Annotated in this window: 21 protein-coding genes; 17 read left to right on the top strand and 4 right to left on the bottom strand. The window is 58.4% G+C overall.

Annotated features, from left to right (window positions below; translation table 11 throughout):
- Positions 1-79: 79 nt before the first annotated feature.
- On the bottom strand, positions 80-1,096 hold the full coding sequence (locus tag L881_RS0102210) for an NAD(P)H-quinone oxidoreductase (protein WP_034578188.1): 1,017 nt from the start codon (positions 1,094-1,096) through the stop codon (positions 80-82).
- Between the two features lie 309 nt (positions 1,097-1,405).
- Between L881_RS0102210 and L881_RS0102205 the strand changes: the two genes are divergently transcribed.
- From L881_RS0102205 to cobF, 5 genes are all read left to right on the top strand, one after another.
- The gene (locus L881_RS0102205; RefSeq protein WP_025732094.1) at positions 1,406-2,824 is read left to right on the top strand and encodes an amidase family protein; all 1,419 of its coding nucleotides are present in this window, start codon (positions 1,406-1,408) and stop codon (positions 2,822-2,824) included.
- Positions 2,814-3,761: a phosphotransferase gene (locus L881_RS13330; protein ID WP_025732093.1), complete on the top strand. Its 948-nt coding sequence runs from the start codon at positions 2,814-2,816 to the stop codon at positions 3,759-3,761. The genes L881_RS0102205 and L881_RS13330 overlap by 11 nt, the downstream gene beginning before the upstream one ends.
- On the top strand, positions 3,761-4,672 hold the full coding sequence (locus L881_RS0102195; protein WP_025732092.1) for a choline kinase family protein: 912 nt from the start codon (positions 3,761-3,763) through the stop codon (positions 4,670-4,672). Before L881_RS13330 ends, L881_RS0102195 begins: the two co-directional genes overlap by 1 nt.
- A gap of 286 nt (positions 4,673-4,958) precedes the next feature.
- Positions 4,959-5,999: an ABC transporter substrate-binding protein gene (locus tag L881_RS0102190; protein WP_025732091.1), complete on the top strand. Its 1,041-nt coding sequence runs from the start codon at positions 4,959-4,961 to the stop codon at positions 5,997-5,999.
- Between the two features lie 252 nt (positions 6,000-6,251).
- The gene (gene cobF, locus L881_RS0102185; RefSeq protein WP_211238873.1) at positions 6,252-7,016 is read left to right on the top strand and encodes a precorrin-6A synthase (deacetylating); all 765 of its coding nucleotides are present in this window, start codon (positions 6,252-6,254) and stop codon (positions 7,014-7,016) included.
- Between the two features lie 45 nt (positions 7,017-7,061).
- Here the strand turns inward: cobF and queG are convergent, their stop codons facing one another.
- The gene (gene queG, locus L881_RS0102180) at positions 7,062-8,189 is read right to left on the bottom strand and encodes a tRNA epoxyqueuosine(34) reductase QueG (protein ID WP_025732088.1); all 1,128 of its coding nucleotides are present in this window, start codon (positions 8,187-8,189) and stop codon (positions 7,062-7,064) included.
- 306 nt (positions 8,190-8,495) lie between these two features.
- On the opposite strand from queG, the gene L881_RS0102175 reads away from it, so the two are divergent.
- The 12 genes from L881_RS0102175 to L881_RS0102110 all read left to right on the top strand — a co-directional run bounded on the left by L881_RS0102175 (position 8,496) and on the right by L881_RS0102110 (position 23,134).
- Positions 8,496-10,034, top strand: coding sequence for a bifunctional ADP-dependent NAD(P)H-hydrate dehydratase/NAD(P)H-hydrate epimerase (locus L881_RS0102175; RefSeq protein WP_025732087.1), 1,539 nt, complete (start codon positions 8,496-8,498; stop codon positions 10,032-10,034).
- Between the two features lie 8 nt (positions 10,035-10,042).
- On the top strand, positions 10,043-10,555 hold the full coding sequence (gene tsaE / locus L881_RS0102170) for a tRNA (adenosine(37)-N6)-threonylcarbamoyltransferase complex ATPase subunit type 1 TsaE (protein WP_025732086.1): 513 nt from the start codon (positions 10,043-10,045) through the stop codon (positions 10,553-10,555).
- Positions 10,552-12,054, top strand: a complete 1,503-nt coding sequence (locus tag L881_RS0102165; protein ID WP_245587909.1) for an N-acetylmuramoyl-L-alanine amidase — start codon at positions 10,552-10,554, stop codon at positions 12,052-12,054. Before tsaE ends, L881_RS0102165 begins: the two co-directional genes overlap by 4 nt.
- Complete coding sequence (gene mutL / locus L881_RS0102160; RefSeq protein ID WP_025732084.1) at positions 12,054-14,066, top strand: DNA mismatch repair endonuclease MutL; 2,013 nt, start codon at positions 12,054-12,056, stop codon at positions 14,064-14,066. The genes L881_RS0102165 and mutL overlap by 1 nt, the downstream gene beginning before the upstream one ends.
- A gap of 84 nt (positions 14,067-14,150) precedes the next feature.
- Positions 14,151-15,104: a tRNA (adenosine(37)-N6)-dimethylallyltransferase MiaA gene (miaA, locus tag L881_RS0102155; protein WP_025732083.1), complete on the top strand. Its 954-nt coding sequence runs from the start codon at positions 14,151-14,153 to the stop codon at positions 15,102-15,104.
- Positions 15,105-15,393: 289 nt separating this feature from the next.
- Entirely contained in the window at positions 15,394-15,639 is a 246-nt protein-coding gene (hfq, locus tag L881_RS0102150; RefSeq protein ID WP_025732082.1) for an RNA chaperone Hfq, read from the top strand.
- A gap of 15 nt (positions 15,640-15,654) precedes the next feature.
- Complete coding sequence (gene hflX, locus L881_RS0102145; RefSeq protein ID WP_025732081.1) at positions 15,655-16,962, top strand: ribosome rescue GTPase HflX; 1,308 nt, start codon at positions 15,655-15,657, stop codon at positions 16,960-16,962.
- A 263-nt stretch (positions 16,963-17,225) separates the two neighbouring features.
- Entirely contained in the window at positions 17,226-18,638 is a 1,413-nt protein-coding gene (gene hflK, locus L881_RS0102135; protein WP_025732080.1) for a protease modulator HflK, read from the top strand.
- Positions 18,638-19,522 carry a protease modulator HflC gene (gene hflC / locus L881_RS0102130; protein WP_025732079.1) on the top strand — a complete coding sequence of 295 codons (885 nt, stop codon included), beginning with the start codon at positions 18,638-18,640 and terminating at the stop codon, positions 19,520-19,522. The genes hflK and hflC overlap by 1 nt, the downstream gene beginning before the upstream one ends.
- Before the next feature lie 218 nt (positions 19,523-19,740).
- On the top strand, positions 19,741-20,922 hold the full coding sequence (locus L881_RS0102125; RefSeq protein WP_025732078.1) for an ATP phosphoribosyltransferase regulatory subunit: 1,182 nt from the start codon (positions 19,741-19,743) through the stop codon (positions 20,920-20,922).
- A gap of 176 nt (positions 20,923-21,098) precedes the next feature.
- Positions 21,099-22,394, top strand: coding sequence for an adenylosuccinate synthase (locus L881_RS0102120; RefSeq protein WP_025732077.1), 1,296 nt, complete (start codon positions 21,099-21,101; stop codon positions 22,392-22,394).
- A 380-nt stretch (positions 22,395-22,774) separates the two neighbouring features.
- Positions 22,775-23,134 carry a hypothetical protein gene (locus L881_RS0102110; protein ID WP_025732074.1) on the top strand — a complete coding sequence of 120 codons (360 nt, stop codon included), beginning with the start codon at positions 22,775-22,777 and terminating at the stop codon, positions 23,132-23,134.
- Positions 23,135-23,831: 697 nt separating this feature from the next.
- Here L881_RS0102110 and L881_RS0102105 read toward each other — a convergent pair.
- Both L881_RS0102105 and L881_RS0102100 read right to left on the bottom strand, forming a co-directional pair.
- Positions 23,832-24,614: a 2,3-dihydro-2,3-dihydroxybenzoate dehydrogenase gene (locus L881_RS0102105; protein ID WP_025732073.1), complete on the bottom strand. Its 783-nt coding sequence runs from the start codon at positions 24,612-24,614 to the stop codon at positions 23,832-23,834.
- Complete coding sequence (locus tag L881_RS0102100) at positions 24,611-25,498, bottom strand: isochorismatase family protein (protein ID WP_025732072.1); 888 nt, start codon at positions 25,496-25,498, stop codon at positions 24,611-24,613. The genes L881_RS0102105 and L881_RS0102100 overlap by 4 nt, the downstream gene beginning before the upstream one ends.
- Between the last annotated feature and the right edge of the window lie 76 nt (positions 25,499-25,574).

Raw genomic sequence — 25,574 nt, 5'->3', positions numbered from 1 at the left:
TAAAAGCGCAGGCGTGAAGAACGAAAAGGGGCCTTGTCTGGCCCCTTTTCTGTGGAGGTAGTTTATGGGTGCATGAAGGCTATGGCTCGTGGCTGACACGTAGCACGATCTTGCCGATATGCTGGCTCGAATCCATGCGCTCGTGAGCCTTGCGCGCGTCGCTGAAGTCAAAAATGGTATCAATGACCGGGCCAACTTCGCCTTCATCAATCAGCGGCCACACTTTTTCATGCAATTCACGGGCGATGACCGCCTTCTCTTCAACGGTACGCGAGCGCAGGGTAGAGCCGGTGTGGGTAAGGCGCTTCAACATCAGGCGGAATACTTCAACATTGTCGGAGTTACCCTGCTGCGTGGCGATTTGCACGATACGGCCATACTGAGCGGCGGCGCGGTAGTTTTGGGTCACGTAATCGCCGCCCACCATATCGAGAATCAGATCAACGCCATGCCCATCGGTTAACCGCTTCACTTCCTTGGCGAAGTTCTGCTCGCGGTAGTTGATGGCGTCCGTGGCGCCCAGCTCAAGACAGGCATCTGCCTTTTCCTTGCTACCAACGGTCACGATAATCTGCTGCGCCTTGAAAGCCCGTGCCAGTTGAATCGCGGTCGTACCAATGCCTGAACTGCCTCCGTGAATCAGCACGCGATCCGCGGCGCTGAGCTTTCCATCCTGAAACAGGTTGGTCCACACCGTCATAAAGGTTTCGGGCAGGGCGGCTGCGTGTACCAGATCGAGGTGGGCGGGGGCGGGCAGTGCATTGTGCTCGTTCACACAGCAGTATTCGGCGTAGCCACCGCCAGCTACCAGCCCGCACACCCGATCGCCCACGGAGAAGCGCTCGACACCGCTGCCAAGGACGACCACTTCTCCGGCAATTTCCAGCCCGGGAATATCGGATGCACCTTCCGGCGGCGGATAGTGGCCTTGGCGCTGCATCACATCAGGGCGATTGATGCCCGCGCCGACCACCCGCACCAGCACCTCTCCTTCAGCGGGCTGTGGCACTGGGCGCTGGGCGACGGCAATTACCTCCGGGCCTCCCGCGCCGTTGAATTCAATCACTTGCATCTGCTCAGGCAGGGAATGGCTCATGACATCTCCTCATCGTGAAAGCGGCATATGGATGCTTGGCATAGCGTAAGTGCGCTCGCTGAGCACATTAGCTACACGATAGCACCCTGGTTTTGTCTACCGATAGCATGCTTATCGGTAATACGGTGCTGGCGTTAGCGTGGTGATATTCGTCGGGATATACCACTGGCATGGTAGGCAAGCCCGCCCAGTGCGTTGACTAACGGGAGGAGCGCGCCGCCAGAGTGAAGCGCTGTAGAGCGGCGCGGGGCGATCCATTACCCTAGTGGGTAACGCCTGTATCGGGCATCTGTGAATACGAGGGCAACAGTGATACCCATTGAGCAACTGGCCGCGATCTCCCTGCCTGAATTGCTGGCGAGTTACCGCAGCGGCGAACTTGATCCTGTGGCGGTGGCAGAGAGCTTTATAGCGCACGCGCAGCGCGTGAATCCCACCATCAATGCGCTTTACGAGATACAGAGCGAACAGGCGCTGGCCGCTGCTGAAATTTCGCGGATGCGTTGGCGCAGTGGCGAAGCTGTAGGAGCGCTGGAAGGTGTACCGGTAACGCTGAAGGATTCGGTGAATGCTCGCGGCATGTATTGGTATCACGGCTCCAGCGCTCACGGTAATGGCCGTTTAGCCAGTGAGGATGCGCCGCCGGTGGAGCGCTTGAAGCAGGCTCATGCCCTCGTGCTGGCGAAGTGCACCATGCCCGATTTTGGCATGAGCGCGTCCGGGGTAAGCTCGCGTCATGGCATTACCCGTAACCCCTGGAATACGGCGGCGAGTCCTGGCGGCTCCAGCTCAGGGGGCGCCGCGTCTCTGGCCGCGGGCATCGGAATGGCGTCGATTGGCTCCGATATAGCGGGATCAGTGCGCTTACCGGCAGCTCAATGCGGTCTTGCGGCGCTCAAGCCGACCCAGGGGCTGATCGCTCATACTCCTGCCTCCGATGTACGGTCGGCGGGGCTACTCTGTCGCCATGCGGCTGATCTTGAACCACTGCTGCGCGCCGTGGCGGGGGTCCATCCCAAAGATCGCTTTTCGCTGCCGCTCACCGAGCCTGCCAATGGGTTGCATGATGCCCGCGTTGCTGTCTATCCCAGTTTTGGCTTCGGCCCAACGCCTGATCCCGCCGCATTGTATGCTGTGGAAATGGCGGCAGAGGCGTTGACTGAGCTGGGGGTAGACGCTTCGCAACATCGCACGCCTTATGAAGAAGATGTGTACGCCGCCATTGATGATACGTTCAAGCTGCGCGCCTGGCGGGAGTATGCCGGTTGCCCCGCACCGCTCAGGCAGGCCGTACCGCCGGAGCTGGTGACGTGGTGCACGCCGGCCAGCCGCTGGACGCTGGAGGAGATGGCCGCCATTGATGCGCGGGTGCAGCAGGGCGTTGCCGCGACCAACGCCCTGTTCGATCAGGCGGACTTCCTGCTGACGCCGGTAACGCCGGTGATCGGCTTCAGCGCCGAACAGTTGGGGCCTGATCCCGAGATGCCGCTGCGGCACTGCACTTTCACCGCTCCTTTCAATCAGTCGGGGCATCCCGCCGTAGTGATCGCCGCAACCATGGGGCCTGATCGCCAGCCGGTAGGTGTGCAGCTCGTGGCACGCCGCTGTGATGATATTCGCTTGCTGCGGTTGGCAGTGCGCCTGGAAGCCGAGCTGCGGCGCACGAGTGGGGCGAGAGCATGGCCGTTGTTACCTTCTCGCCATGATGCACACGCCGATGCCAGCTAATCATCAGCAGCGGCTCAGCGCACTAGCGAGCCGCTGGCTGGGCGGTGAACCACACCGCATGGCAACGCCTTTTACGTCGCTTGCGTCACCTAGCTGGCGCGGTGTCGATGCCGAACTTCTCAAGGCCGAACGCGGTGAACGGGCAGTAATGATCAAGTCCTGGTTTCCTGACACCCATTTTTATATTGATACCGAACATGCCAGCCGCGTTGCGCGTGTGGCCGCTGAGCAGCAGTTAGCGCCTGCGGTGTATGAGTACGTTGCCGACTATCCCGCGCTGGTGATGGAAGCGCTGGGTGCCGAGTGGCGCGTGGCGAGGCTTGAGGATATGTACGCCCCTGCCACACGCGAAGCGGTGTTTACGACGTTCAAGGCGCTTGAGCACTTGACAGCGGCTGGATCATGGGCCAGCGCTGCGGTTGAGCAACAGTTGAGTGAGTTGCTGTCGTGGGCTGCTGCCAATAGCGATTTTGCCGCCGCACGCCTGGCGCGCTGGAGTGATTTCGTTGCCCGTGCGACAGCCACCATCAAGGCCACTGGCGTTGATCTGGTGCTGATTCACGGTGATGCCAACCTCTCCAACCTGCTGCTGCATAGCGATGGAAGGGTACGCTTGGTGGATTTCGATATGGCGGGGCTGGCCGATCCTTTTCAACAGCTAGGCTGCTGCCTGATGGAGTATTACGACAGCGAAGCTGTGGCACGAGAAGGCTTCGAGCAGTGGCGTGGTTATTTTAATGAGCGCGAGTTTCAGCGCGCGATGGTCTACGCGATGCTGGATGACCTGCGCTGGGGGCTGATCGCCCAGCGTTTGTCGGACCTCTCGCCGCGTCGCCATCAGGAGTTTGGCAAATACGCCAGTTGGCGCTTGTGGCGCTTCGAAACCTGGCTTGAGCAGAACAGCGACGCACGGCTACGCACGCTAGGGGCTTCATAATGAATCATGCCGCCCTTCGTGAGCTGCTTCCCCCATGGGCGCGTGCCCCTGACTGGCAGCTTGTGCCCATTACGGGAGGGCTGGTCAACGACAACTATCGGTTGTCACGCGGCGATCAGCACTATTTCGTCAAACGCTTTGGTGCCGGTACGGACGCCTTTATTGATCGTCACCAGTCAATCGCGGCTCAGCAGCAGGCTTTCCAGTTGGGAATAGCGCCAGCGGTGGTGTATTTCGATGCCGAACACGGAATAGAGATCAGCGAGTTTCTCTGTGGTTATCACTCTGCACGGTCGGCGGATTTCAGCGGCGAGCGCTATTTGCACGCGGCGGTTGCCACTTACCGAGCCCTGCATCAGGCACCGCTGCTGGCGACCAGCAAGGATGTATTTACCATGACTGACGAACATATCGCGCAGGGGCGTTCGCTCGGTACGCAGCAGCCGTCGTGGTTCGCCTGGCTGATTGCGCAGTACCAGCGTGCCCGTGAGGTCTTTATGGCGTCGGGGCTTGATCTGGTGCCGTGTCATAACGACCCCATGCCGGGCAACTTTCTCTTCCGCACAGACACGACGGGTGCTCCTGACTTGTTCAAACTGGTGGATTTCGAGTTTGCCTCGAATAACGAGCGCGCCTATGAGCTGGGTGTCTTCCTGGGGGAGATGTTTGTTGACGCTGAACATTGTCATGAGCTGATCGAGGCGTATTTCGGCGCAGTAACGGCACAGATCGAAGCACGAGTGTGGATAATGCGAGCCGTAGCGGATGTGAAGTGGGGCGCCTGGGCCGTGCAGCAGCGCTGCCGCTCTGACTGGGATTTCGATTATCAGAAGTACGGATTCTGGAAGTATGCGCGCGCCCGCCAACTGATGCTAAGCCCTCACTGGGAGCGCTGGATGGCTCGCATTTAGTCACGGTCTACCGTTTTGCAGCGGCCATTCTGAATATTTATCCCTTGTTTTTGTGTCGGTATTTGCCGAGGTGCTATCGAGCAAGCCCAGACAGGCTCTCGGCTGCGAGCGGGTGGCCTTGCCGCCACGACGCTGTTGGGCCGCACTGTAGAATGTTTCAGTTAAGTTTCAATCGTTTGCACCATGGAAAATGCCACCCTAATATGACGGCTCTATTGCCCTGACAGCGCTAGCGATACCTGCGTCTGGTCAGCACCTTTACGCATTGGGGAGATGGCTATCAGCCATGCGCCGTCGCACTATTCATTCATCCGTGTTTCTGCCCGTCGCCATGGCGTGGCTGGCCCTTGTACTGTCACTGCTGGCCGAGTCGGCTGCCGCCGCGCCATTCCCTTATCAGATCGACAACTGTGGGCACACCCTGACCTTTACTGCACCGCCCCAGCGTGTGGTCACCATTGGTCAGGGAGCTACCGAGCTGCTGCTGGCGCTGGGCCTCAAGGATCGCATTGTGGGCACCAGCCTGTGGTTTGGCCCGCTGCCTGAAAAATATGCCGATCTCACTCCACGCTTGCCGCGTCTGGCAGATAACGCGCCCACTCTCGAAAGGGTACTGTCGGCCCGCCCTGATCTGGTGATGGCGCAATATGTCTACGATATTGGCCCGCGCGGGGCGGTCGCGAGTGCCGACCACTTTTTAGGGCTGGGCGTGACTCCCTATGTGTCGCCGTCCGATTGCGAGGATAAAGCGGTAACTGCCGGCTCCAGCGCTGCTGGCGCACGCAGGGTTCCCTTCGATTTCAGTCAGGTGCTGGAAGAAGTCAATGAAGTAGCGCGCATGTTTGATGTGCCCGAGCAGGGAGAAGCGCTTTCATCATCGCTGCGCCAGCGAATAGCGGCGGTAAGCCAGCGCGTACAGAGTACGCGCCCCCGGCAAAGCGTGGTGTTCTGGTTCACCAGTGCCACCCTGCATGGCGATGCGTGGGTGGCGGGCAACAATGGCGTACCTGCCTATCTGGCGCGCCAGCTTAACCTGGATAACCTGATTGATATTGGCGAAGAGTGGCCGACCGTGAGCTGGAAGAGGATTGCGCAGCTCGACCCTGACATTCTGGTCATTACCTCCATGGAGCGACTTCGCTATCAGGGGGACGATGTGCTGGCGAAGCTCGAATTTCTATACACGGACCCTGTTGCCAGCCGGCTCAAGGCGGTGCGTAACAACAACATCGTGATTGTCGATGCGCAATCCCTCAATCCCACCCTGCGTGTTGTTGATGGGCTGGAATCCATCGCCTTCCAGACCCGGGCAGAGCCAACCCCCTGATATCAGAAGACGTTATAACCGTTGAGGCGCAAGGGGGCAGCAGTCTGAACGCCATGCCGTGATAAACGGGTTGCCTTCTGAGTGCGGCTTCCCTGGAGAGAAGCCCGTATGTGCAGTCGCGTGGTGAAGACATTAATAGCGGCCTGCTCTCCAGGAAGACTCAGGTGATGCCTGCTCAGCACGACGGCTGTACCATTGGCCGCCTATGTTTAACCTCGCCTCCAGGCACGCTTCCACCAGAATTGGAATTTAATGATGGTAACGCTTTCACTTATCGGCATCGGCTCCGGCGATCCACGTCAGCTCACCCAGCAGGCCATTGATGCCATTGGTGAGCTTGATATTGCGCTGGTGCTTGATAAAGGCAGTGATAGCAGCGAGCTGCGCTTATTGCGCGAGGAGCTGTTGAGGCGCTTTGGGCGCAGTTCGTTGCGCGTGGTGCGATTACCCGATCCTCCGCGTGCTGCAAGCGGGGAGTATCTGGCGCGGGTGGCGGCCTGGCATGAGCAGCGCGCTGAACGCTGGGAAGAAGTGCTGCGCGAACAGCTCAGCCCGCAGCAAACGGCGGGCATTCTGGTCTGGGGCGACCCTGCCTTCTACGACAGCACCATCAGAATTGCTCAGACGATTCAGCAGCGTGGTGTCGTGCCTCTTGAGGTTAAGGTGATACCGGGCATTTCCAGTATTCAACTGCTCGCCGCAGGGCATCAAATCGCGCTCAATCAGCTCAATGGCACCATTCATATCACTACCGGACGGCGCTTGCGTGATGAGGGGCTGCCCGAAGGGGTGGATGAAGCGGTGGTGATGCTGGACGGTCAATGCAGTTTTTTGCAGCTTGCCACGCCTGATAGCGAGATTTTCTGGGGAGCTTGTCTAGGCAGTGCCGATGAGCAGTTGATTCATGGCCGCGTTGCTGAAGTGGGCGAGCGTATTCGCGAAGTACGTGACAAGCTGCGCGAGCGTAAGGGGTGGGTGATGGATATTTATCTGCTGCGTCAAAAAGCGCAGTCGTAATGAAGCCGTTGAGAGCGAAGCGCAACGCCGCCCCTGTACAGGGCGTTAATCTCTGGCAATAACGGCGTCGGCCTTGGCCTGCTGCTCAGCCAGTGCCCATTCGACATGTTCGCGTACCAGCTCGCTTGGATGCTCACGCCGCTCATGCAGTGCAGCGACTACTTCCGCGGAAGGAGGGTGATTCCCCAGCCCCACCGCGAGATTGCGCAGCCAGCGCTCATGACCAATGCGGCGGATGGCACTGCCTTCGGTGTTGGTCAGAAACTGCTCTTCACTCCAGCGAAACAGATCAATCAGCCGTGCGCGATCCAGCTCATGGCGAGGGCTGAAATCCTCAAGTGAACTGACGCGGGTAAAGCGCGTGAAGGGGCAGACCAGCTGACAATCGTCGCAGCCATAGACACGGTTACCGATGGCACGACGAAATTCGAGAGGAATCGGCCCCTTTAACTCAATGGTCAGGTAAGAGATACAGCGCCGCGCATCGACTACCTTGTCATCGACGATAGCGCCGGTGGGGCAGGCCACCTGACAGCGATCGCAACTGCCACAGTGTTCGCGCTCGAAGGGCGCGTCCACCGGCAGCGGAAGATCGGTAAACAGCTCGCCCAGAAAGAAGAGCGAGCCTGCCTTGGGATTCAACAGCATCGAACTCTTGCCGAACCAGCCCAGCCCGCTGCGCTGCGCCAGAGCGCGCTCAAGTACGGGGGCGGAATCGACAAAGGCACGATAGCCAATGCTGCCTACCTCGGCTTCGATCCATTTGGCAAGGGTGGTGAGCCTTTTGCGAATGACCTTGTGATAGTCGCGCCCCAGCGCATAGCGCGAAATATAGGCGCGTTCGGGCTGACCGAGTACACGGGTAGTTTCCACTTCAGGGGGAAGGTAATCCATGCGCGCGGTAATAATACGCTGGGTGCCCGGCACCAGTTGCTCGGGGTGCCAGCGCTTGGCGCCATGCTCCGCCATATAGCCCATTTCGCCGTGCATCTTCTGCTCGATCCAGCGCTGCAAATGGTGCTGATGCTCGCCTAGATCAATATCAGCCACGCCGAGCTGCTGGAACCCCAGCTCGCGGCCCCACACCTGGATCTTCTCCTTGAGTGCTTGCAGTTGCCGCTGATCCAGCGGTTGCGGGGCGTCATTCGGCAATGTAGAGGAAGGTGAGGACATAGCGTGAATACAAGAATGGCTGAAAGACGGTAGTCGCGTGCAGGGTGGCCGGCAGCAGGTCACTTCTGGGTATAAGCGTCTGTTCGCCGCGTTCTTGCCTTGCATGGCGTTAGCTCGCGAGACATTGAACAGGCTCCCAGGCCAGAGAGCTACCGTACAGGGTGTGGGCGTGGCTATTATGCCTGAAGGTGTAGCTGAGCGCGAAAGTCGGCAGTTGCGTCACACGGGGCGGCTGGCACACTATTCGCATTGGTGAGCACGCGGCCAGGCCGATCGCGTTGCTCTTTGTCGCTATCGGGAGTTTTCATGAGCCAACCTCGTCATACGCGCCGTGCGGAGCCAGTGCCACTGCTGGCGCAGCTCTACAGCGCCGCCCAGACCCGCCAGCTTGATCGTCTCGCGATGGAAGGCGGGCTGTCCGGTTTCGAACTGATGCGCCGTGCCGGTGAGTCCGCCTTCACGCTACTGCGCAAGCGCTGGCCGAGCGCCCACCGTATTCTGGTGTTGTGCGGTGCTGGCAACAATGCCGGTGATGGCTATATCGTGGCGGCGCTGGCGCGACGCAGCGGGCTGGCGTCGGAAGTACTGGCGCTCAAGGACCCGGAAGCGCTGACCGAGCACGCGGCTCAGGCGTATCGCATGGCGCTGGAGGAGGGCGTGCCGATCTACTGGGCTGATACGACGCTGAGCGATAGCGGCGATATTGATCTTATCGTTGACGGCTTGCTCGGTACGGGCACCCGAGGTGCTCCACGCGGGCGTTACAAGGAAGTGATCGAGTGGGTCAATGAACATCCCGCTCCCGTGCTGGCGCTTGATCTACCCAGCGGCGTCGATGCCGATACCGGTCACGTTGGGCAGGCCATGGAGGCATCGGTAACGCTCAGCTTTATTGGTCGTAAGCTGGGCCTCTACACCGGGAATGCCGCCGATGTGTGCGGTGAGCGGGTCTTTGATGACCTTGGCATTGATGCCGAGATATTCGAGCGGGTAGCGCCACAGGCGGTATTGCTGGATCATGACCTGCTGCCCGCCATGCTGCCGCCACGGCTACCGAGTAGCCATAAGGGCCACACTGGGCACCTTTTGGTGGTGGGCGGTCAGCCGGGCTTTGGCGGCTCCTGCATTATGGTGAGTGAGGCAGCGGCTCGGGCCGGGGCAGGGCTTGTGAGTCTGGCGACCGATGCGTTGCATCTTGCGCCTGCTCTGGCGCGTTGTCCGGTATTGATGGTGCGTGCTGTAGAGAAGGGCGCGCAGCTTGATGACCTGCTTGAAGGCGCGCGTGCCGTCGCGGTTGGCCCGGGGCTGGGGCAGGGCGAATGGGGGCAGTCGCTGCTGGCTACGGTGCTGAAGAGCGAGCGTCCGGTCGTGGTGGATGCCGATGCGCTGCATCTGCTTGAATCCTGTTATGCCGATCTTAAGCGTGATAACTGGATTCTCACCCCGCACCCAGGCGAAGCAGCCGCTATGCTGGGGATCAGCGCCGCCGAGGTTCAGGCGGATCGCAAGACAGCCGCGCAGCGGCTGTGGCAGCTGCGCGGCGGAGTTATCGTGCTGAAAGGCAATGGTACCTTGATTGTCGATGGCGATGATGATGCTCACACCGCGCTGTGCCCTTTCGGTAACCCCGGTATGGCCAGTGGCGGTATGGGCGATGTGCTGACCGGTATCATTGCAGGACTGCTGGTGCAGGGCTTGTCGCCGAGTGATGCCGCCCGTACCGGTGTGCTGGTGCATGCCATGGCTGCCGATAGTGCTGCCGAAAAGTACGGTGAACGTGGCCTCATGGCGTCAGATCTGGCATCCTTTGCGCATCGTATTGTCAACCCCTCGCACCAAGGCTAACCGTTCGCATGTCATCAGGTTCTTCTTCGCTCAGCAGTGGCGTCGCGTCGCTTGAGTGCACGCTGCGTGATGAAAACGCGCAGATTGCGCTGGGTCGCGCGCTTGGACACGCCCTCGATTTCAACGGCTGTGTGTTTCTTGAAGGTGAACTGGGCGCGGGCAAAACCACGCTCACGCGAGGTGTTCTCAGGGGCGCGGGATTTAACGGGGCGGTCAAAAGCCCTACCTATACCTTGCTGGAACCCTATAACATCGCCGAGCGGCGCATCTATCATTTCGACCTTTATCGCCTTGCAGATCCCGAGGAGCTTGAATTTATCGGCGCTCGCGATCTCTTCAAGGAGAAGGGGCTTTATCTGGTCGAATGGCCCTCACGCGGAGAAGGTGGCCTGCCTGCCCCTGATCTGCGTATTCATATAGATGTGCTTGAGAGCGGCCGTAAAGCGTGTATTACCGCTTACAGCGACGCGGGAGCGCGCGCAGTGGCGGCGCTTGATCGAACCTTATCGGAGGCAGAGTGAGTTTACCCCTGGTATTTATGTCAAAGTCGCGCTGGTGGCTTGCCTGCCTGCTGATGATGGGCTGTCTGTTGCTGCAAGCGTTCAGTACCGCTCAGGCAATGCAGTTAACCGGAATTCGTACCTGGAGCCACGATGGCACCACGCGAGCGGTATTCGACGTTGATGGCGACGTTGATTACCAGGTATTCACGCTGAAAGACCCGGCGCGACTGGTGGTTGATTTCAAAAATACCAGCACGCAGCCGAATATCGCTGACAGTGCCAGGCAGGAAGCGCTGTTCAAGAACATCCGTTGGGCAACGCGCAATGGGCATGATTTGCGCGTCGTGATTGATCTGGCGCACCCCGTGGCCTATGGCCAGTTTCCTCTAGGGGCAGCGCCAGGCAAGCAGGGCAGCCGTGTCGTGGTAGACATGCAGGCCGGTGACAGTGGTGAAAACGGTGATCCTGAAACGCAGCCGAAGCAGATGGCACAACAGGGCGCAGCGGGCGATCCGATTGCCGATATCATCAAGCAGCAGCAGGCCAATGCCGAACGCCAGTCGCAGACGCCGCCCGTATCTCCCAATGTTGCTGTAGCGGTCAGCCCGAAGGCGAACCAGGGCCATGGTCGCGATATCGTGGTCATTATCGACCCGGGGCATGGCGGCAAGGACCCCGGTACCCATGGCCCCGGCGGTACGCTTGAGAAAACCGTCGTGCTGCAAATCGGCAAGCGTGTGAAGTCGCTGTTTGATAATTCGCGTGGCTTCGTGGCGCGCATGACCCGCGATGACGACACCTTTGTACCGCTGCGCGGACGTACCGAGATTGCGCGCAAGGATCATGCTGACTTCTTCGTGTCGGTACACGCCGATGCAGCGGCCTCCCGCTCGGCGCGTGGCTCTTCGGTCTATGCACTGTCGCAGCACGGCGCTACCTCTGAAACAGCGCGCTGGCTGGCGCAAAAAGAGAATAATTCCGACCTGATCGGTGGCGTCGAAGGCGACCTTGATCTGAGCGACAAGGATGAGATGCTGCGCGGCGTGCTGCTTGATCTGAGCATGACGGCGACCATCAACGCCTCGTTGAGCGCGGGCCGTCAATTGATCGACCATCTGGGGCGCTTCAATCGTCTGCATACCGGCCGCGTGGATCAGGCAGGCTTTGTGGTGCTCAAATCGCCGGATATTCCCTCACTGCTGGTTGAAACAGGTTACCTGTCGAATCCTTCCGAGGAACGGATGCTGAAGTCACCTTCTCATCAGCAGCAAATTGCCCAGGCGATTTTCACGGGAATTACCTCCTACTTCCATCAGCATCCGCCGCCCGGTACCTATCTGGCGAACCAGGAGGGCACCAGGGTAGGGAGCAACCAGTATCGCGTGCGCCCCGGTGATTCCCTGACCCTGATTGCCCAGCGCCAGGGCGTAACGGTCGAGGCGCTGAAAAAGGCCAATAACCTTGCCCTGGATGTGGTGCAAGCGGGGCAGGTGTTGACTATTCCCAAGGGCAACTGATGAGTACGGAAGAGAGCGCAAGCGGTCACGCTCGGCGGCGCATTCAGGTATTGGCGCCGCGCCTCGCTAACCAGATTGCGGCGGGTGAGGTGGTCGAGCGCCCCTCATCGGTGCTCAAGGAGTTGGTAGAAAACGCCGTCGATGCCGGTGCCAGCCGTATCGACATTGATATCGAAAACGGTGGTGCCAGGCTGATTCAGGTACGCGATAACGGGAGCGGTATTGATCAGCAGGATTTGCCGCTGGCGCTGTCGCGTCACGCGACCAGCAAGATTACGTCGCTTGATGAGCTGGAAGGTGTTGCCAGCCTGGGCTTTCGTGGCGAAGCGCTGGCATCCATCAGTTCGGTATCGCGCCTTGAGCTGTTCTCAAATGTCAGTGACGATCCGACCCAGGGCTGGCGCGTGGTCGCCGAGGGGCGCGACATGGCCTCCCGCGTCTCGCCTGCGCCGCACCCGCAGGGCACTACGCTCGCCGTGCGTGATCTGTTTTTCAATACGCCCGCGCGGCGCAAGTTCCTGCGTACCGAGAAGACTGAATTCGGCCATCTGGAAGAAGCCTTCCGGCGGCTTGCGCTGTCACGTTACGAAATTGGCTGGTCGTTGCGCCATAATCAGAAGAGCCTTCACCATCTCAAACCGGCTCACTCCATGGCCGAGCGGCGCGCTCGGGTAGGTTCCCTGCTGGGGACACAGCTACTCGACAAGTCGCTGGAAGTCGATGTGAATGCGACAGGGTTGCGGCTATGGGGCTGGGTAGGCTTGCCGACACATACGCGCGCCCAGGCCGATCAGCAATATTTCTTCGTCAATGGCAGGGTGGTGCGTGACCGTTTGGTGGCGCACGCCGTGCGTCAGGCGTATCGCGATGTGCTGTTCCACGGTCGCCAGCCTATCTTCGTGCTTTATCTTGAGCTTGACCCCCATGTAGTCGATGTCAATGTGCATCCTACCAAGCACGAAGTGAGATTCCGCGATGGTCGTCTGGTGCACGATTTTCTCTTTTCGAGCCTGCATCATGCGCTCTCTGATACCCGTGCAGGTAGCTCCTCTCAGCATGAAGAAGAAGGGAGCGAACCAGGCGAGTCGGTCGATCCTGCTACGGGTGAAGTGCTGAATGATATTCAGCAGCCAGCGTCAGCGCCCGAAGCGCCGTGGCATCAGCAGCGGATGTCGCTCAATGAGCAGCGTGGACGCTATAGCGCAGAGACACCATCGGGCGAGCGGAGTGGTGGCAGTGCTCCTTCAGGGGATCGTGTGCGAGCCTTTCTCGACGGCTATCGCGCGTTACATCCGCAGCACCGCGAGGAGGCGCTGCTGGGCGAGCGCGATGCAGCCAGCAGCACGAACAACAGCGCTGCTACCGGGCCGACGCGCAGCGAGCGTGCTGACAGCTTCGCGCAGGATGATACCCAGGCGCCGCCATTGGGTTATGCGGTGGCTCAGCTACACGGCGTTTATATTCTGTCGCAGACCAGCGCCGGTATGGTGATTGTCGATATGCACGCGGCCCATGAACGTATCAATTACGAGCGCCTCAAGCGCCAGTTTGATAATGGCCGAATCGAGGCACAATCACTGCTGGTGCCGGTCTCTATTGCTGTATCGGAAGCCGAAGCAGAGCTGGCCGAACAGGAGAGCGAGAGCTTTTCGCGGCTGGGGGTCGAGCTAGGCATTGCTGGCCCGGAAACGCTGCTGGTGCGGCAGATCCCCGTGGTGCTGATGCGCCCCAAAGGGCAGGAGAACGTGGAGCCGCTGGTGCGTGAAATGCTGCATGAATTGCAGCGTTTTGGTCGCAGCGATGCGCTGCGTGGGCGCATTGATGAGATTCTTTCTACCATGGCGTGCCATGGCAGCATTCGTGCCAATCGACGCATGACCATCGAAGAGATGAACGCCTTGCTGCGCGACATGGAAATAACCGAGCGTAGTGGGCAGTGCAATCATGGCCGCCCGACCTGGACCGAACTCGGCATGAAGGATCTCGATCGCCTGTTTCTGCGCGGCCAATAGCGCTATTGGTGGCGATGTAGCGCCCATTCAGCTTATTGACCGTTCCCTCTTCCTCCGTTACTCCACTACGTTCCAACTATTTAAATGCCCAATCAACACAGCACTAACGCCCATCCTCCTGCGCTTTTCCTGATGGGGCCGACCGCCTCGGGCAAAACCGATGCCGCCATTGCACTGCACGAATCGCTGGGATGCGAAGTGATCAGTGTGGATTCGGCCATGGTCTACCGTGGCATGGATATCGGCACCGCCAAACCCAGTGCCCAGGAGCTTGCGCGAGCGCCACACCGCCTGATCGACCTGCGTGATCCGGCAGAGCCTTACTCCGCTGCCGATTTTCGTGTTGATGCACTCGCGGCGATGGCGGAGATCAGTGCACGGGGAAAAATACCGCTGTTGGTGGGCGGTACCATGCTGTATTTCAAAACGCTGCTGCAAGGCAACGATAACCTGCCAGCCAGCGATCCTGCGTATCGTGCCGAACTGGAGCAGGAGCTTGCCCAGCACGGTCTGGCCGCGCTGCATCACCAGCTCGCCCAGGTTGATCCTAAAGCAGCGCAGCGCATTCATCCCAACGATCCCCAGCGGCTTTTGCGTGCCCTGGAGGTGTACCGTCAGACGGGCCGCTCGCTTACCGATCATTGGCGCGAACAGCAGCGTCAGAGTCTGCCCTATTCAATCGTGCAGATTGCCCTGGAACCCACCGAGCGCAGTGAGCTGCACCGCCGCATTGAGCAGCGCTTCGATGCGATGCTGAAGGCGAATTTCATTGAGGAAGTGCAGGCGCTTTACCAGCGCGGTGATCTCTCGCCTTCGTTGCCTTCGATCAAAAGCGTGGGCTACCGACAGGCGTGGCGCTATCTGGCGGGCGAGTGCGATTGGGCGACCATGCGTGAGCAGGCCATCATCGCTACCCGCCAATTAGCCAAACGGCAGCTCACCTGGCTGCGTAGCTGGCCCAATGTCGAACGAATTCAGGTGCCCGACGCAGAGCTTGAGCAGCGACTGTTGAAAATTGTACGAAACGTCTCCAGTTAGCGTACACTGATGAACCGGTTTAGTGAGTTCTCATCAACGGCGTGGATAGCGCGCATGGTCGGCATTTGCGCGGTGTCGGCAGGCATATGCAAGAAACCTTTATGTGCCGCCGCTGTCGAATTTCACTCCGGGCCAAATGGGGCGCAGCGAAGGCCGCTGCGGTAGCCAATCCAGTGTGCAAGTGCAGGCAGGCATTGCCCATCGCACGCAGCTTCCGACCAGCGATCCCGATTCAGTGTCGGCTTATAAGACCCCAACGTTGCAGCATTTATATTTTTGGAGAGCGCTCATGTCCAAAGGACAGTCACTACAAGATCCTTACCTTAATATCCTCCGCAAGGAGCGTATTCCTGTTTCCATCTTCCTGGTTAACGGCATCAAGCTTCAGGGACAGATTGAATCCTTCGATCAGTTTGTCGTGCTGCTGCGCAATACGGTCAGTCAAATGGTGTACAAGCACGCTATTTCTACCGTAGTACCGTCGCGTAATGTTCGCCTTCCCGCTCCTGAAGCAGCTCCAGGCCAGGAAGTCTGATTGGAGAAGCGCTGATTGTTCTTTGAACGCCCCAATTCCGGCGAAACGGCCATCCTGGTTCACATTGATTTCCAGGATGGTCGTGAGGCCGAAGACCCTAGAGAATTACTTGAGCTCGTGCGTTCCGCAGGGGCTGATCCTGCTGCGCTGATTGAAGGGAGCCGCCGCTACCCTGATGCGCGGCTATTTATCGGTGAAGGCAAGCTTGATGAAGTGCGTCATGCACTGAAAGAGCACAAGGCTGAGCTGGTGATCTTCAACCATGCGCTCAAGCCCTCGCAAGAGCGTAATATCGAGCGTGAACTTGAATGCCGTGTGCTTGATCGCACCGGGCTGATCCTTGATATCTTCGCCCAGCGTGCGCGCACGCATGAAGGCAAGCTTCAGGTTGAGCTGGCGCAGCTTGAGTACATGTCCACGCGCCTGGTTCGTGGCTGGACGCACCTTGAGCGTCAGAAGGGCGGTATCGGTTTGCGTGGCCCGGGTGAAACCCAGCTTGAAACCGACCGTCGCCTGCTGCGCGCCCGCATTCGCCAGATCAATAAGCGTCTCGAAAAGGTGCGTACCCAGCGTGAGCAAAACCGTCGTGCCCGTTCGCGCGCCGATATCGCCTCTATCTCGCTGGTGGGTTACACCAACGCTGGCAAGTCAACGCTCTTCAACGCGCTGACCGAGGCGCAGGTCTATGCCGCTGACCAGCTATTCGCGACCCTTGATCCGACCTTGCGGCGTCTTGAAGTCTCTGACGTTGGCACCGTGGTCATGGCCGATACGGTAGGCTTTATTCGTCACCTTCCGCACAAGCTGGTGCAGGCATTCAAGGCGACTCTTGAAGAAGCCTCGGAAGCCGACCTGCTGGTGCATGTGATTGATGCCGCAGACCCTGAGCGTGATCAGAATATCGAGCAGGTCAACTCGGTGCTGTCTGAAATCGGTGCCGATGAAGTGCCGCGCTTGCTGGTCATGAACAAGATCGACCTGCTTGGTTCGCAGCCGCGTCTTGAGCGCGACAGTCAGGGCAAGCCGCTGGTGGTATGGCTGTCGGCGCAGCAGCAAAATGGCTTCGAGCTGCTCGATCAGGCGCTTGGCGAGCTGCTCGGCGAGGATGTCATCGAGCTATCGCTTGAACTTGCGCCGCAGAAAGGCTGGCTGCGCGCCCAACTGCACGAGCTGGGTGCGGTGCGTCAGGAGACGTTTGACGAGAAGGGCAACACGCGCCTCGACATACGCCTGCCGCAGCACGATTTCCTGCGCTTATTGGCACGCGCCCAGGAGAATCCGCGCGACTATCTTCCCAGTGAAGCATTTGAAAGCGAATTCTAGGCTTTTCCTTCCTTAACAAGGCATTAACGTCAATTACGACTTTTCAGGTTGTAGCGATTGAACTGACGTTAATGCTTTTTTTTCTGTTATTGTATCCCGCTGATGAATGAGGTTCTGCTGCTGAAGCAGGCCGCAGACGAACCTGTGCGCGCACTGTCAGAGGTATGCCTTAAGGCTTACACTACCAGCATGGTGCCTGACCGTCCGCAGCTTGATTAGGGCGCACCTCAGCGCTGATCAATGAAGTCCTGGAGAATCTTTGTATGGCGTGGAACGAGCCAGGTAATGGCGGCGATAACAAAGGCCGTAATCCCTGGGGAAGCGGGGAAGGATCAGACGGTCGAGACAAAGACAGTCAGCGTCCTCCATCGCCCTGGGGAGACAACGGTGATCGCAGCAAGAAAAAGAGCGGTCAATCGGTAGATGTCGACGAAGCGCTGAAGAAGCTGCAGGACGGCATTTCCGGATTTTTCAAAAAAGGCAATAAAGGCAAGAGCGGCGGCCCCAATAAGGGCGGCAGCTCCGCACCGCGCAATCCGCTGCTGCTGCCTGCGGGGCTGGTGGGTGTGGGTCTGCTGGTGTGGGCCGGTTCCGGCTTCTATCTGGTCGATCAGTCCGAGCGCGCTGTCGTGCTGCGGCTGGGCCAGTATCACACCACTGTCGAGCCTGGCCTGCATTGGCATGCGCCGTTGATTGACAAGCTCAACAAGGTCAACGTCTCGGCGGTGCGCTCCTTTGATCAGCAATCCTCGATGCTCACTGCCGATACCAACATCGTGAAGGTCAATATCTCGGTGCAGTATCAGGTCGATAATCCGCGTGATTACGTGCTCAATGTGCGTGATCCCGAAGAGAGCCTGCGCGATGCGCTGGATTCCACGCTGCGCCATGTAGTCGGTGCCAGTGGTATGCAGAACGTGCTGACCAGTACCGCTGAAGTGAAGGAAGTGCAGGAGGCGACGGAAGCCTCGGCTTCACCGAACGGTTCTTCCGAGAATGCTGAAGATGCACCGATTATCTCCATGACGCCGCCGGTCGAAAATTCGCTGCTGAGCGGCCGCGAGCAGCTGGGCGGTATTGTAGCGGAGCGTTTGCAGCAAACCCTTGATCGCTACGGAGTAGGGCTGCGCCTTCAGGCGGTGAACCTTGAGAGCACATCCGCCCCTGATGAAATCCAGGATGCGGTTGATGACGTTATTCGCTCCCGCGAGGATCGTCAGCGTGAGATCAACCAGGCACATGCCTATGAGAATGCGCTCAAGCCGCGTACCGATGGTGAGGCTCAGCGTACCATTGAGCAGGCCTATGGCTATCGCGATGCGGTAGTGGCCGACGCCCAGGGTGAAACCCAGCGCTTCCTGTCGATGCTGGATGGCTACCGCAGTGCGCCCGATCTGACTCGCACGCGTATCTATCTCGACACGCTCAGTGGTATTTATTCGTCCAATCCGAAAGCCTTTGTTGACGTTGATCACGGCAATCAGTCACTGATTTATCTGCCCATTGATCAATTGCGTAAACAGCATCAGGCAGACTCGGCCAGCAGCGCCGATGAACACTCAGGCAATGACAGCAGCAACAGCAATGGCGATGCACGCGACACTCAATCGAATGCTTCTTCCAGCAGCGGCTCGGCATCACGCTCTCAACGCTCGACAGAACGGAGTGCCCGCTAATGGTTAACAATCGTTCCCTGGTCATTATTGCGGTGCTGGCGGTGCTGGCGTGGCTGGCGAGTACCAGTCTCTATGTGGTCAACGAGACCCAGCGCGCGATCAAGCTACGTTTCGGTGAAGTGGTTGCCACCGATATTGCGCCCGGTCTGCACGCCAAGTGGCCGCTGATTAACACGGTGCACACTTTCGATGCGCGTGTGCAAACCCTTGAGAATGGTCAAAGTCGCTTTCTGACGGCGGGCCGTAATGCGCTGATTGTGGATTCATTCCTCAAATGGCGCGTTGTGGACCCCAACCGTTTTTATCAGGCCACGCGCGGCAATACTGCTCGCGCCGAAGCGCTGATTTCGCCGCGTGTCGAGCAGAGTTTGCGTAACGCCTTTGGTAGCCGCGAGGTGAATACGATCATCTCCGAAGATCGCGACGATATGCTGGCCGACTCGATGGAGTCGCTGGATAAAGCGATGCGCAATGAGATCGGTGTCGAGATCCTGGACATCAGGCTCAAGCGCGTGGAACTGCCGGAACAGGTTACTCAAGCGGTCTATCAGCGCATGAGTACCGAGCGCCACGCCGAAGCACGCCAATACCGTGCCCAGGGGCAGGAGCAGAGCGAGCGTATTCGTGCACATGCCGACCGCCAGCGTGAAATCGCTCTTGCCAATGCGCGCAAGGAAGCTGACCGTCTGCGTGGTGAAGGTGATGGCGAAGCTGCCAATATCTATGCCAACGCTTATAAGCAAGAGCCGGAATTTGCACGCTTCTATCGCTCGATGCAGGCATATCGCAAAAGCTTCGAAGGCAACAACGATATTCTTGTCATAGGGCCGAAGTCTGACTTCTTCCGCTATCTTGAGCATCCGTCCGGCGGAGCCAGCCAGTAAATGCCATCTCCCACCTGCATAACGATGATTTGTCGGGCAGGTGGGATGGCACTGCTGCTATAGCGTGATAGAATCTTTAAAACCGGGCGCTGCTCCGGTTTTTTTTGTGGCTGTAGATCAGCGCTGTTGTCTGTACGGCGCAGCATAATCTACGGTCAATTTGGCGAACTGCCTGCTCTTGTACGAGGGGCAGGGCTAGGTTTTTAAGGTTTTCAGAGATGACGATAGCCGATCGTTGGCTGCTTCCCGATGGCATTGACGAGGTGCTGCCTCCGCAAGCATTGCGTATGGAAACACTCCGTCGAGGCTTGCTTGATCTATATCAGCGCTGGGGCTATGAACTGGTCGTGCCGCCTCCCGCCGAGTTTCTCGACTCTCTGCTGACAGGCGTTGGCAGCGATCTAGAACTGCAAACATTCAAGCTTACCGATCAACTTAGCGGCCGCATGATGGGGCTATCGGCGGATGCCACCCCTCAGGTAGCGCGCATGGATGCCCACTCGCTGGTGCGCCCCGGCCCTTCAAGGCTGTGCTACTGCGTGAATGCGCTGCGTGCGACGGCTGATCAGTATCAGGGCGGGCGTAATCCGTTGCAGGTAGGGATCGAGCTATTCGGTCATGCAGGTATTGAGGCTGATCTTGAGATCGTGCGGCTGGCGCTTGAATCGCTCTCTTATGCAGGCGCTCGCGATATTCATTTAGCGTTTGGTCATATCGGCATCTATCGTGTATTGATCGAACAGGCGCAGTTGGACGAGATTGCCGAGCAGCAGCTTTTTGAAGCCATCGAGCGCAAGTCCTACAGCGAAATCGACGCGCTGCTGGCGACAGTGGAGATGCCTTCTGCATTACGTGATGTGCTGCAACGCTTGCCACGTTTGCATGGCGGTATCGAGGTGCTTGATGAAGCGCGCGCCACGCTTGCCGATCTTCCCGAGGAAGTCGAACAGCAGCTAGCGCAGCTTGAACAGCTGGCGCATTGCATCAGTAACGAATATCCCGGCGTCTCCCTCTATCTTGATCTGACTGAGCTGCGCGGCTATGAATATCACACTGGCGTGGTGTTTGCGGCCTATGTGCCCGGTTACGGCCAGGCGCTGGTCAAGGGCGGGCGCTACGACCATACCGGGCGCGCTTTTGGCCGTTCGCGTCCTGCAACGGGCTGTTCCCTTGAGCTGAAAATGCTGGCCAGCCTTGAAGAGCAGCAGCCAGCACACGACGGCATCTGGGCGCCCGCAGTCAACGACAGCCAGTTGGCGGCACTCGTGCAGCAGCTCCGTCATCAGGGTGAGCGGGTGGTGAACGCGCTGCCACACCAGTCTACCGGGCCGGTCGATCATCGCTGTAACCGCGAGCTGGTGCAGGAAGACGGTGAATGGCAGGTAAAAGAGCTGACCTGAACAAGGAAAGACGCGCTGCCCGGCTTGCTTGCCACCGCAGCGCTGTCGCATGAAATAACGTAATGGAGGCGCCGCGCACTGGTCTGGCCGATATCGAATGCGTTCGAATATCCGTCACGCGGTGCCTGGGCAGTTTCCCGATTTACCTTTTCGAAGCTATCAAGAGGCACATTTCAATGGGCAAGAATGTCGTGGTGCTCGGCACTCAATGGGGCGATGAAGGCAAAGGCAAGGTAGTTGACCTGCTGACTCACTCCGTTGCTGCCGTGGTGCGTTATCAGGGCGGCCACAACGCCGGACATACGCTGGTGATTGATGGCAAGAAAACCATCCTGCGTCTGATTCCGTCAGGTATCCTGCATGACAACGTGAGCTGCATCATCGGTAACGGGGTGGTGCTCTCCCCTGAAGCGCTGCTCAGTGAAATGAAAGAGCTTGAAGATAGCGGCGTTCCCGTGCGCGAGCGGCTGCGTCTGTCGCTGTCGTGCCCGCTGATCCTGCCTTATCATATTGCACTGGATCAGGCGCGCGAGAAGGCGCGCGGCGTCGCCAAGATTGGCACCACCGGCCGCGGTATCGGCCCCGCCTACGAAGACAAGGTGGCGCGACGTGGCCTGCGTCTCGGCGACATGCTGCATCGCGAACGTTTTGCCAGCAAGCTGGGTGAAGTGCTCGACTATCACAACTTCGTGCTGACTCACTATCACAACGAGCCAGCCGTCGATTTCCAGAAAGTGCTCGATGAAGCCATGGCGATGGCGGAAGAGCTCAAGCCGATGATGTGCGATACCGTTAGCGCGGTGCATCAGCTGCGCGCTGAAGGTAAAAACATCCTGTTCGAGGGCGCGCAAGGCTCGCTGCTCGATATTGACCACGGCACCTATCCTTACGTCACCAGCTCCAACACCACCGCAGGTGGGGTTGCCACAGGCTCCGGCGTTGGCCCGCTCTATCTCGATTACGTGCTGGGTATCACCAAGGCCTATACCACCCGTGTAGGCTCAGGGCCGTTCCCCACCGAGCTGTTTGACGACTTTGGCCGTCATCTGGCGGAAAAGGGCCATGAATTTGGCTCCAACACCGGACGTGCGCGCCGCTGCGGCTGGTTCGACGCAGTTGCGCTGCGCCACTCGGTGCTGGTCAACTCGATTTCGGGACTATGCCTGACCAAGCTCGACGTACTCGACGGCCTTGAGAATATCCGCGTATGTGTCGGCTATCGCTCCAAGGACGGTAACCTGCTCGACAGCCCCATTGATGCTGAAGGCTACGAAGCCGTCGAACCGGTTTACACCGACCTTCCCGGCTGGCGCGAATCCACCATCGGTGCCAAGAGTATCGACGCTCTGCCCGCCAATGCCCGCGCCTATATCAACTTCCTTGAGAAGGAAGTTGGCGTGCCCATCGCGATTGTCTCCACCGGCCCCGACCGCTCGGAAACCATCGTGCTTGAGGATCTGTTTGCAGAATAAGGTCGCTCATACCCGAGCCTGCGCAGTCTTTCGCTGTTGACGATGTTCTGCCCAAGCCCTTCCCGTGAATGCGAGAAGGGCTTTTGTCTTCGTACTCTCCCTTCCGAGCATCGCCCCAATGTGATGAAGCCGTGCAAGCATAGCGCACGGAGTCAATGAGCCAATGTACCCTTGGTAAATGGCAGCGTTTTCCTTCGATAAGCGATCAATGGCAGCAACTTCCAATAACGGAAACAATGGGCGTGATGCTGAGAGGGGGGATTGGCAAATTTCCCATGATTGAAAAAAGAAAATAAGACCAATAGCGAATATATGAATAATAGGTATGATGCAGACTGGTTTTACACAGAACACCTTGTCCATAAAGGAATAATATCAGTATGAAATCAGCTTCCTGGTTACTGGCCGCTGCCGCCTCTCTGCCCCTTGTTCTCTCAGCCTGCTCGTCGAACAACGCTCCAACCGATGACGACCTGCACAAGGCGCTGGTGGGGCTTATTGATGAGCAAGAGCAGCAGATATCGCAGATAGGCGGAGACGATGCCTCAGCGCCTATTAAAGATGAGCTGCTTAAAAATTTCGAAGCCGCCAAAGAACAGGTTTCCAAGGCTGAACTAAAAAACTGTACTGAAGATGGTGATAATAGCTATCGCTGTGACGTATTGAATCCAGCTAACAATGCCACTAAATCAATGAAACTGGTTAAAAAGGATGATGGCTCCTGGGCCATAGGGGAATAAGGCAAAAGACAAGTAACTCGTCTCAGCTTTGTTTTTTTGCTGAGCTGCCCCCAGCGATATCAGCAACCTTTATTAAAGGAAGGCGCGGGAGGAAAGGGGGCCTGCAAGGTCCCCTTCGAAATCCATCACCAATGTTTGAAAATATGCCGGCAATGAAGTCCTGTGTAGTCTTCCAAATCATCCAACAGATAAAGCCGCTCACCTTATAACCTTCCCAAACTTCCCCTAATCAACACCACCGATACTGGCAACCTTCATAAAGGAAGGCGCGGAATCATCCGCTTGCAGCGCATTTTTGCAAGTGGATGGTCTGACGCGCCTGACGCAGGCGGGGTAAAGGGGGCCTGCAAGGTCCCCTTCGAAAGCAGTCAATAACGTTTGAAAAGATGCCAACAGTGAAGTTCTGCGCAGTCTCCTGAATTAACCCACCGATAAAGCCGCTGACCTTGCAACCTCCCCAAACCTCCTGAATTCCCCTTAATCCGTACCACCAATATCAGCAACCTTCATTAAAGGAAGGCGTGGAATCATCCGCTTGCAGCGCATTTTTGCAAGTGGATGGTCTGACGCGCCTGACGCAGGCGGGGTGGAAGGGGGCCTGCAAGGTCCCCTTCAAAATCCATCACCAACGTTTGAAAAAACGCTAACAGTGAAGTCCTGCGCAGGTTCCTGAATTACCCTCCTGCCATCAATCTATCTACTGATCAAACGTAGCCCCACCATCCACCCTTAAATCATGCATGGTGATATGCCCCGCACGCTCTGAAAGCAAAAACAGAATCGCTTCGGCAACATCATCGGGGGTAGCGATCTTGCGCAGGGGAATACCAGCCTTGTAAGTGTCGAGGGAGCCGCGAATCACGTTATCGCGGCCGCTGTCGTCGGCCCACATGCCGCGCTGCATATCGGTGTCGGTGGAGCCGGGGGAGACGATATTGACGCGAATACCGTATTCTGCAAGTTCAAGCCCTAGCACCTGAGTCATTTTAGTGGCGGCTGCCTTGGAGGCGGCGTAGGCGCCCATCTCATAGCGTGCCGGGCCTGCGGCGTTGGAGCTTACCACCACGATGCTGCCTGCGCGGCGCTCGATCATCTGCTTGCCTACCGCGCGAGCGAGGCGGAAGGGGCCGCCGGCATTGATCGACAGGGCGTGCTGCCACTGCTCATCGGTGAGATCAACAACGCGGCCCATTTGCAGCACTCCGGCAACGCTGGCGAGATAGTCGATGGGGCCGTGATGTGCGGTCGCGTCAGCGATGGCGCGGTCTACCTCTGTGCTGTTGGCGACATCGACGCGATGCAGGGTAAGCCGATCACCTGCATTGAGTTCGTTAGCCAGCTGTTCAAGCTGCTCCTGCTTGATATCAAGCGCCGCCACGCGCGCACCAGCGGCAATCAGCCGGCGTACCACCGCTGCCCCGATGCCTTGGGCAGCACCACTGACGACGGCCACCTTGCCGGCGAATTCACCGTCACTCACTGCACACCTCCGGCACGTACCAGCGCACGCCATTCATCCAGCGTCGGGCGTTCGGCAAGATCAGCGAAGCTGGCATTGATACCTGCACTGCGCAGTCGCTCCGCCAGACTCATCAAGCGAATCGAATCCATGCCCAGCAGCATTACGTTTTCATCGCCGGGCAGTTCGTCGATGGGCTCTTCCAGCAGACGCTCCACTTCCTTGTCGAGGTCGGCCACGCTAAAGCCAGTGCCTTCCTGTTGCGATTGGCCATCGAGGGAGGCAATCGCGGTCGCCGTGCTCAGGCTAACGCCGCAGCGCTTGGCTACATAGCGTGACGCCATCAGGTGCTCTTCAAGAGAGAAGTCGGCCACGGCATCGTTAACCAAAAATGGCTGCACATCTTCCATGAAGGCATCCAGCGCGGTGGTCATGCAGCCGATATGCGCGTACACGCCGGTAATCACCAACTGATCGCGGCCAAGCTGACGAAGCTGCTCGCGGAAGTCGGAGCGCTGGAAGGCGCTGTAGCGCCATTTGGTCAGTACGGTTTCGTTCGGTTGCGGTGCCAGCTCGGCAACGATCGGATACTGCTCAGGGTGCGCGGGAATGCCTGGCCCCCACATATCGTTGAGCAGCGCGCGATCTTCATCAGGCTGGTCGGTAGGCTGCGCGGTATAGAAGATGGGAATGCCCTGCGCTCGCGCTACTGCCAGAAGCTGTCCAATATGATTTTTCAGCACCGGAATGGGCGCCTGATCCTGAAAGTATTTGTTGAGGAAATACTCTTGCATGTCATGCACCAGCAGCACGGCGCGCTGAGGATCGAGCTGCCAGTTGACGCGGTTTTCAGGCTGCTCGTCGCGACCGGGCATGGGGTAGGGGGTAATCGCAGGAATACTCATGGTGCTCTCTCAATTGATGTTCGGAAAATCGTTACAAAAATGCCCGACAGCGGTGCAAACATGCGCCATTGAAGCC

The sequence above is a fragment of the Carnimonas nigrificans ATCC BAA-78 genome (assembly GCF_000526695.1).
GTDB classification, from domain to species: domain Bacteria; phylum Pseudomonadota; class Gammaproteobacteria; order Pseudomonadales; family Halomonadaceae; genus Carnimonas; species Carnimonas nigrificans.
The sequence above is the reverse complement of the archived record's forward strand: the minus strand, read 5'-3'. Positions and strand labels throughout refer to the sequence as shown.

Bases quoted from the DNA above. Each gene is read 5' to 3' on its own strand.
- L881_RS0102195 (WP_025732092.1), top strand. From the start codon at position 3,761: ATGAATCATGCCGCCCTTCGTGAGCTGCTTCCCCCATGGGCGCGTGCC.
- L881_RS13330 (WP_025732093.1), top strand. From the start codon at position 2,814: ATGCCAGCTAATCATCAGCAGCGGCTCAGCGCACTAGCGAGCCGCTGG.
- L881_RS0102175 (WP_025732087.1), top strand. From the start codon at position 8,496: ATGAGCCAACCTCGTCATACGCGCCGTGCGGAGCCAGTGCCACTGCTG.
- mutL (WP_025732084.1), top strand. From the start codon at position 12,054: ATGAGTACGGAAGAGAGCGCAAGCGGTCACGCTCGGCGGCGCATTCAG.
- hflK (WP_025732080.1), top strand. From the start codon at position 17,226: ATGGCGTGGAACGAGCCAGGTAATGGCGGCGATAACAAAGGCCGTAAT.
- hfq (WP_025732082.1), top strand. From the start codon at position 15,394: ATGTCCAAAGGACAGTCACTACAAGATCCTTACCTTAATATCCTCCGC.
- hflC (WP_025732079.1), top strand. From the start codon at position 18,638: ATGGTTAACAATCGTTCCCTGGTCATTATTGCGGTGCTGGCGGTGCTG.
- L881_RS0102100 (WP_025732072.1), bottom strand. From the start codon at position 25,498: ATGAGTATTCCTGCGATTACCCCCTACCCCATGCCCGGTCGCGACGAG.
- L881_RS0102190 (WP_025732091.1), top strand. From the start codon at position 4,959: ATGCGCCGTCGCACTATTCATTCATCCGTGTTTCTGCCCGTCGCCATG.
- miaA (WP_025732083.1), top strand. From the start codon at position 14,151: ATGCCCAATCAACACAGCACTAACGCCCATCCTCCTGCGCTTTTCCTG.
- L881_RS0102120 (WP_025732077.1), top strand. From the start codon at position 21,099: ATGGGCAAGAATGTCGTGGTGCTCGGCACTCAATGGGGCGATGAAGGC.
- L881_RS0102210 (WP_034578188.1), bottom strand. From the start codon at position 1,096: ATGAGCCATTCCCTGCCTGAGCAGATGCAAGTGATTGAATTCAACGGC.
- tsaE (WP_025732086.1), top strand. From the start codon at position 10,043: ATGTCATCAGGTTCTTCTTCGCTCAGCAGTGGCGTCGCGTCGCTTGAG.
- L881_RS0102125 (WP_025732078.1), top strand. From the start codon at position 19,741: ATGACGATAGCCGATCGTTGGCTGCTTCCCGATGGCATTGACGAGGTG.
- queG (WP_025732088.1), bottom strand. From the start codon at position 8,189: ATGTCCTCACCTTCCTCTACATTGCCGAATGACGCCCCGCAACCGCTG.
- cobF (WP_211238873.1), top strand. From the start codon at position 6,252: ATGATGGTAACGCTTTCACTTATCGGCATCGGCTCCGGCGATCCACGT.
- L881_RS0102110 (WP_025732074.1), top strand. From the start codon at position 22,775: ATGAAATCAGCTTCCTGGTTACTGGCCGCTGCCGCCTCTCTGCCCCTT.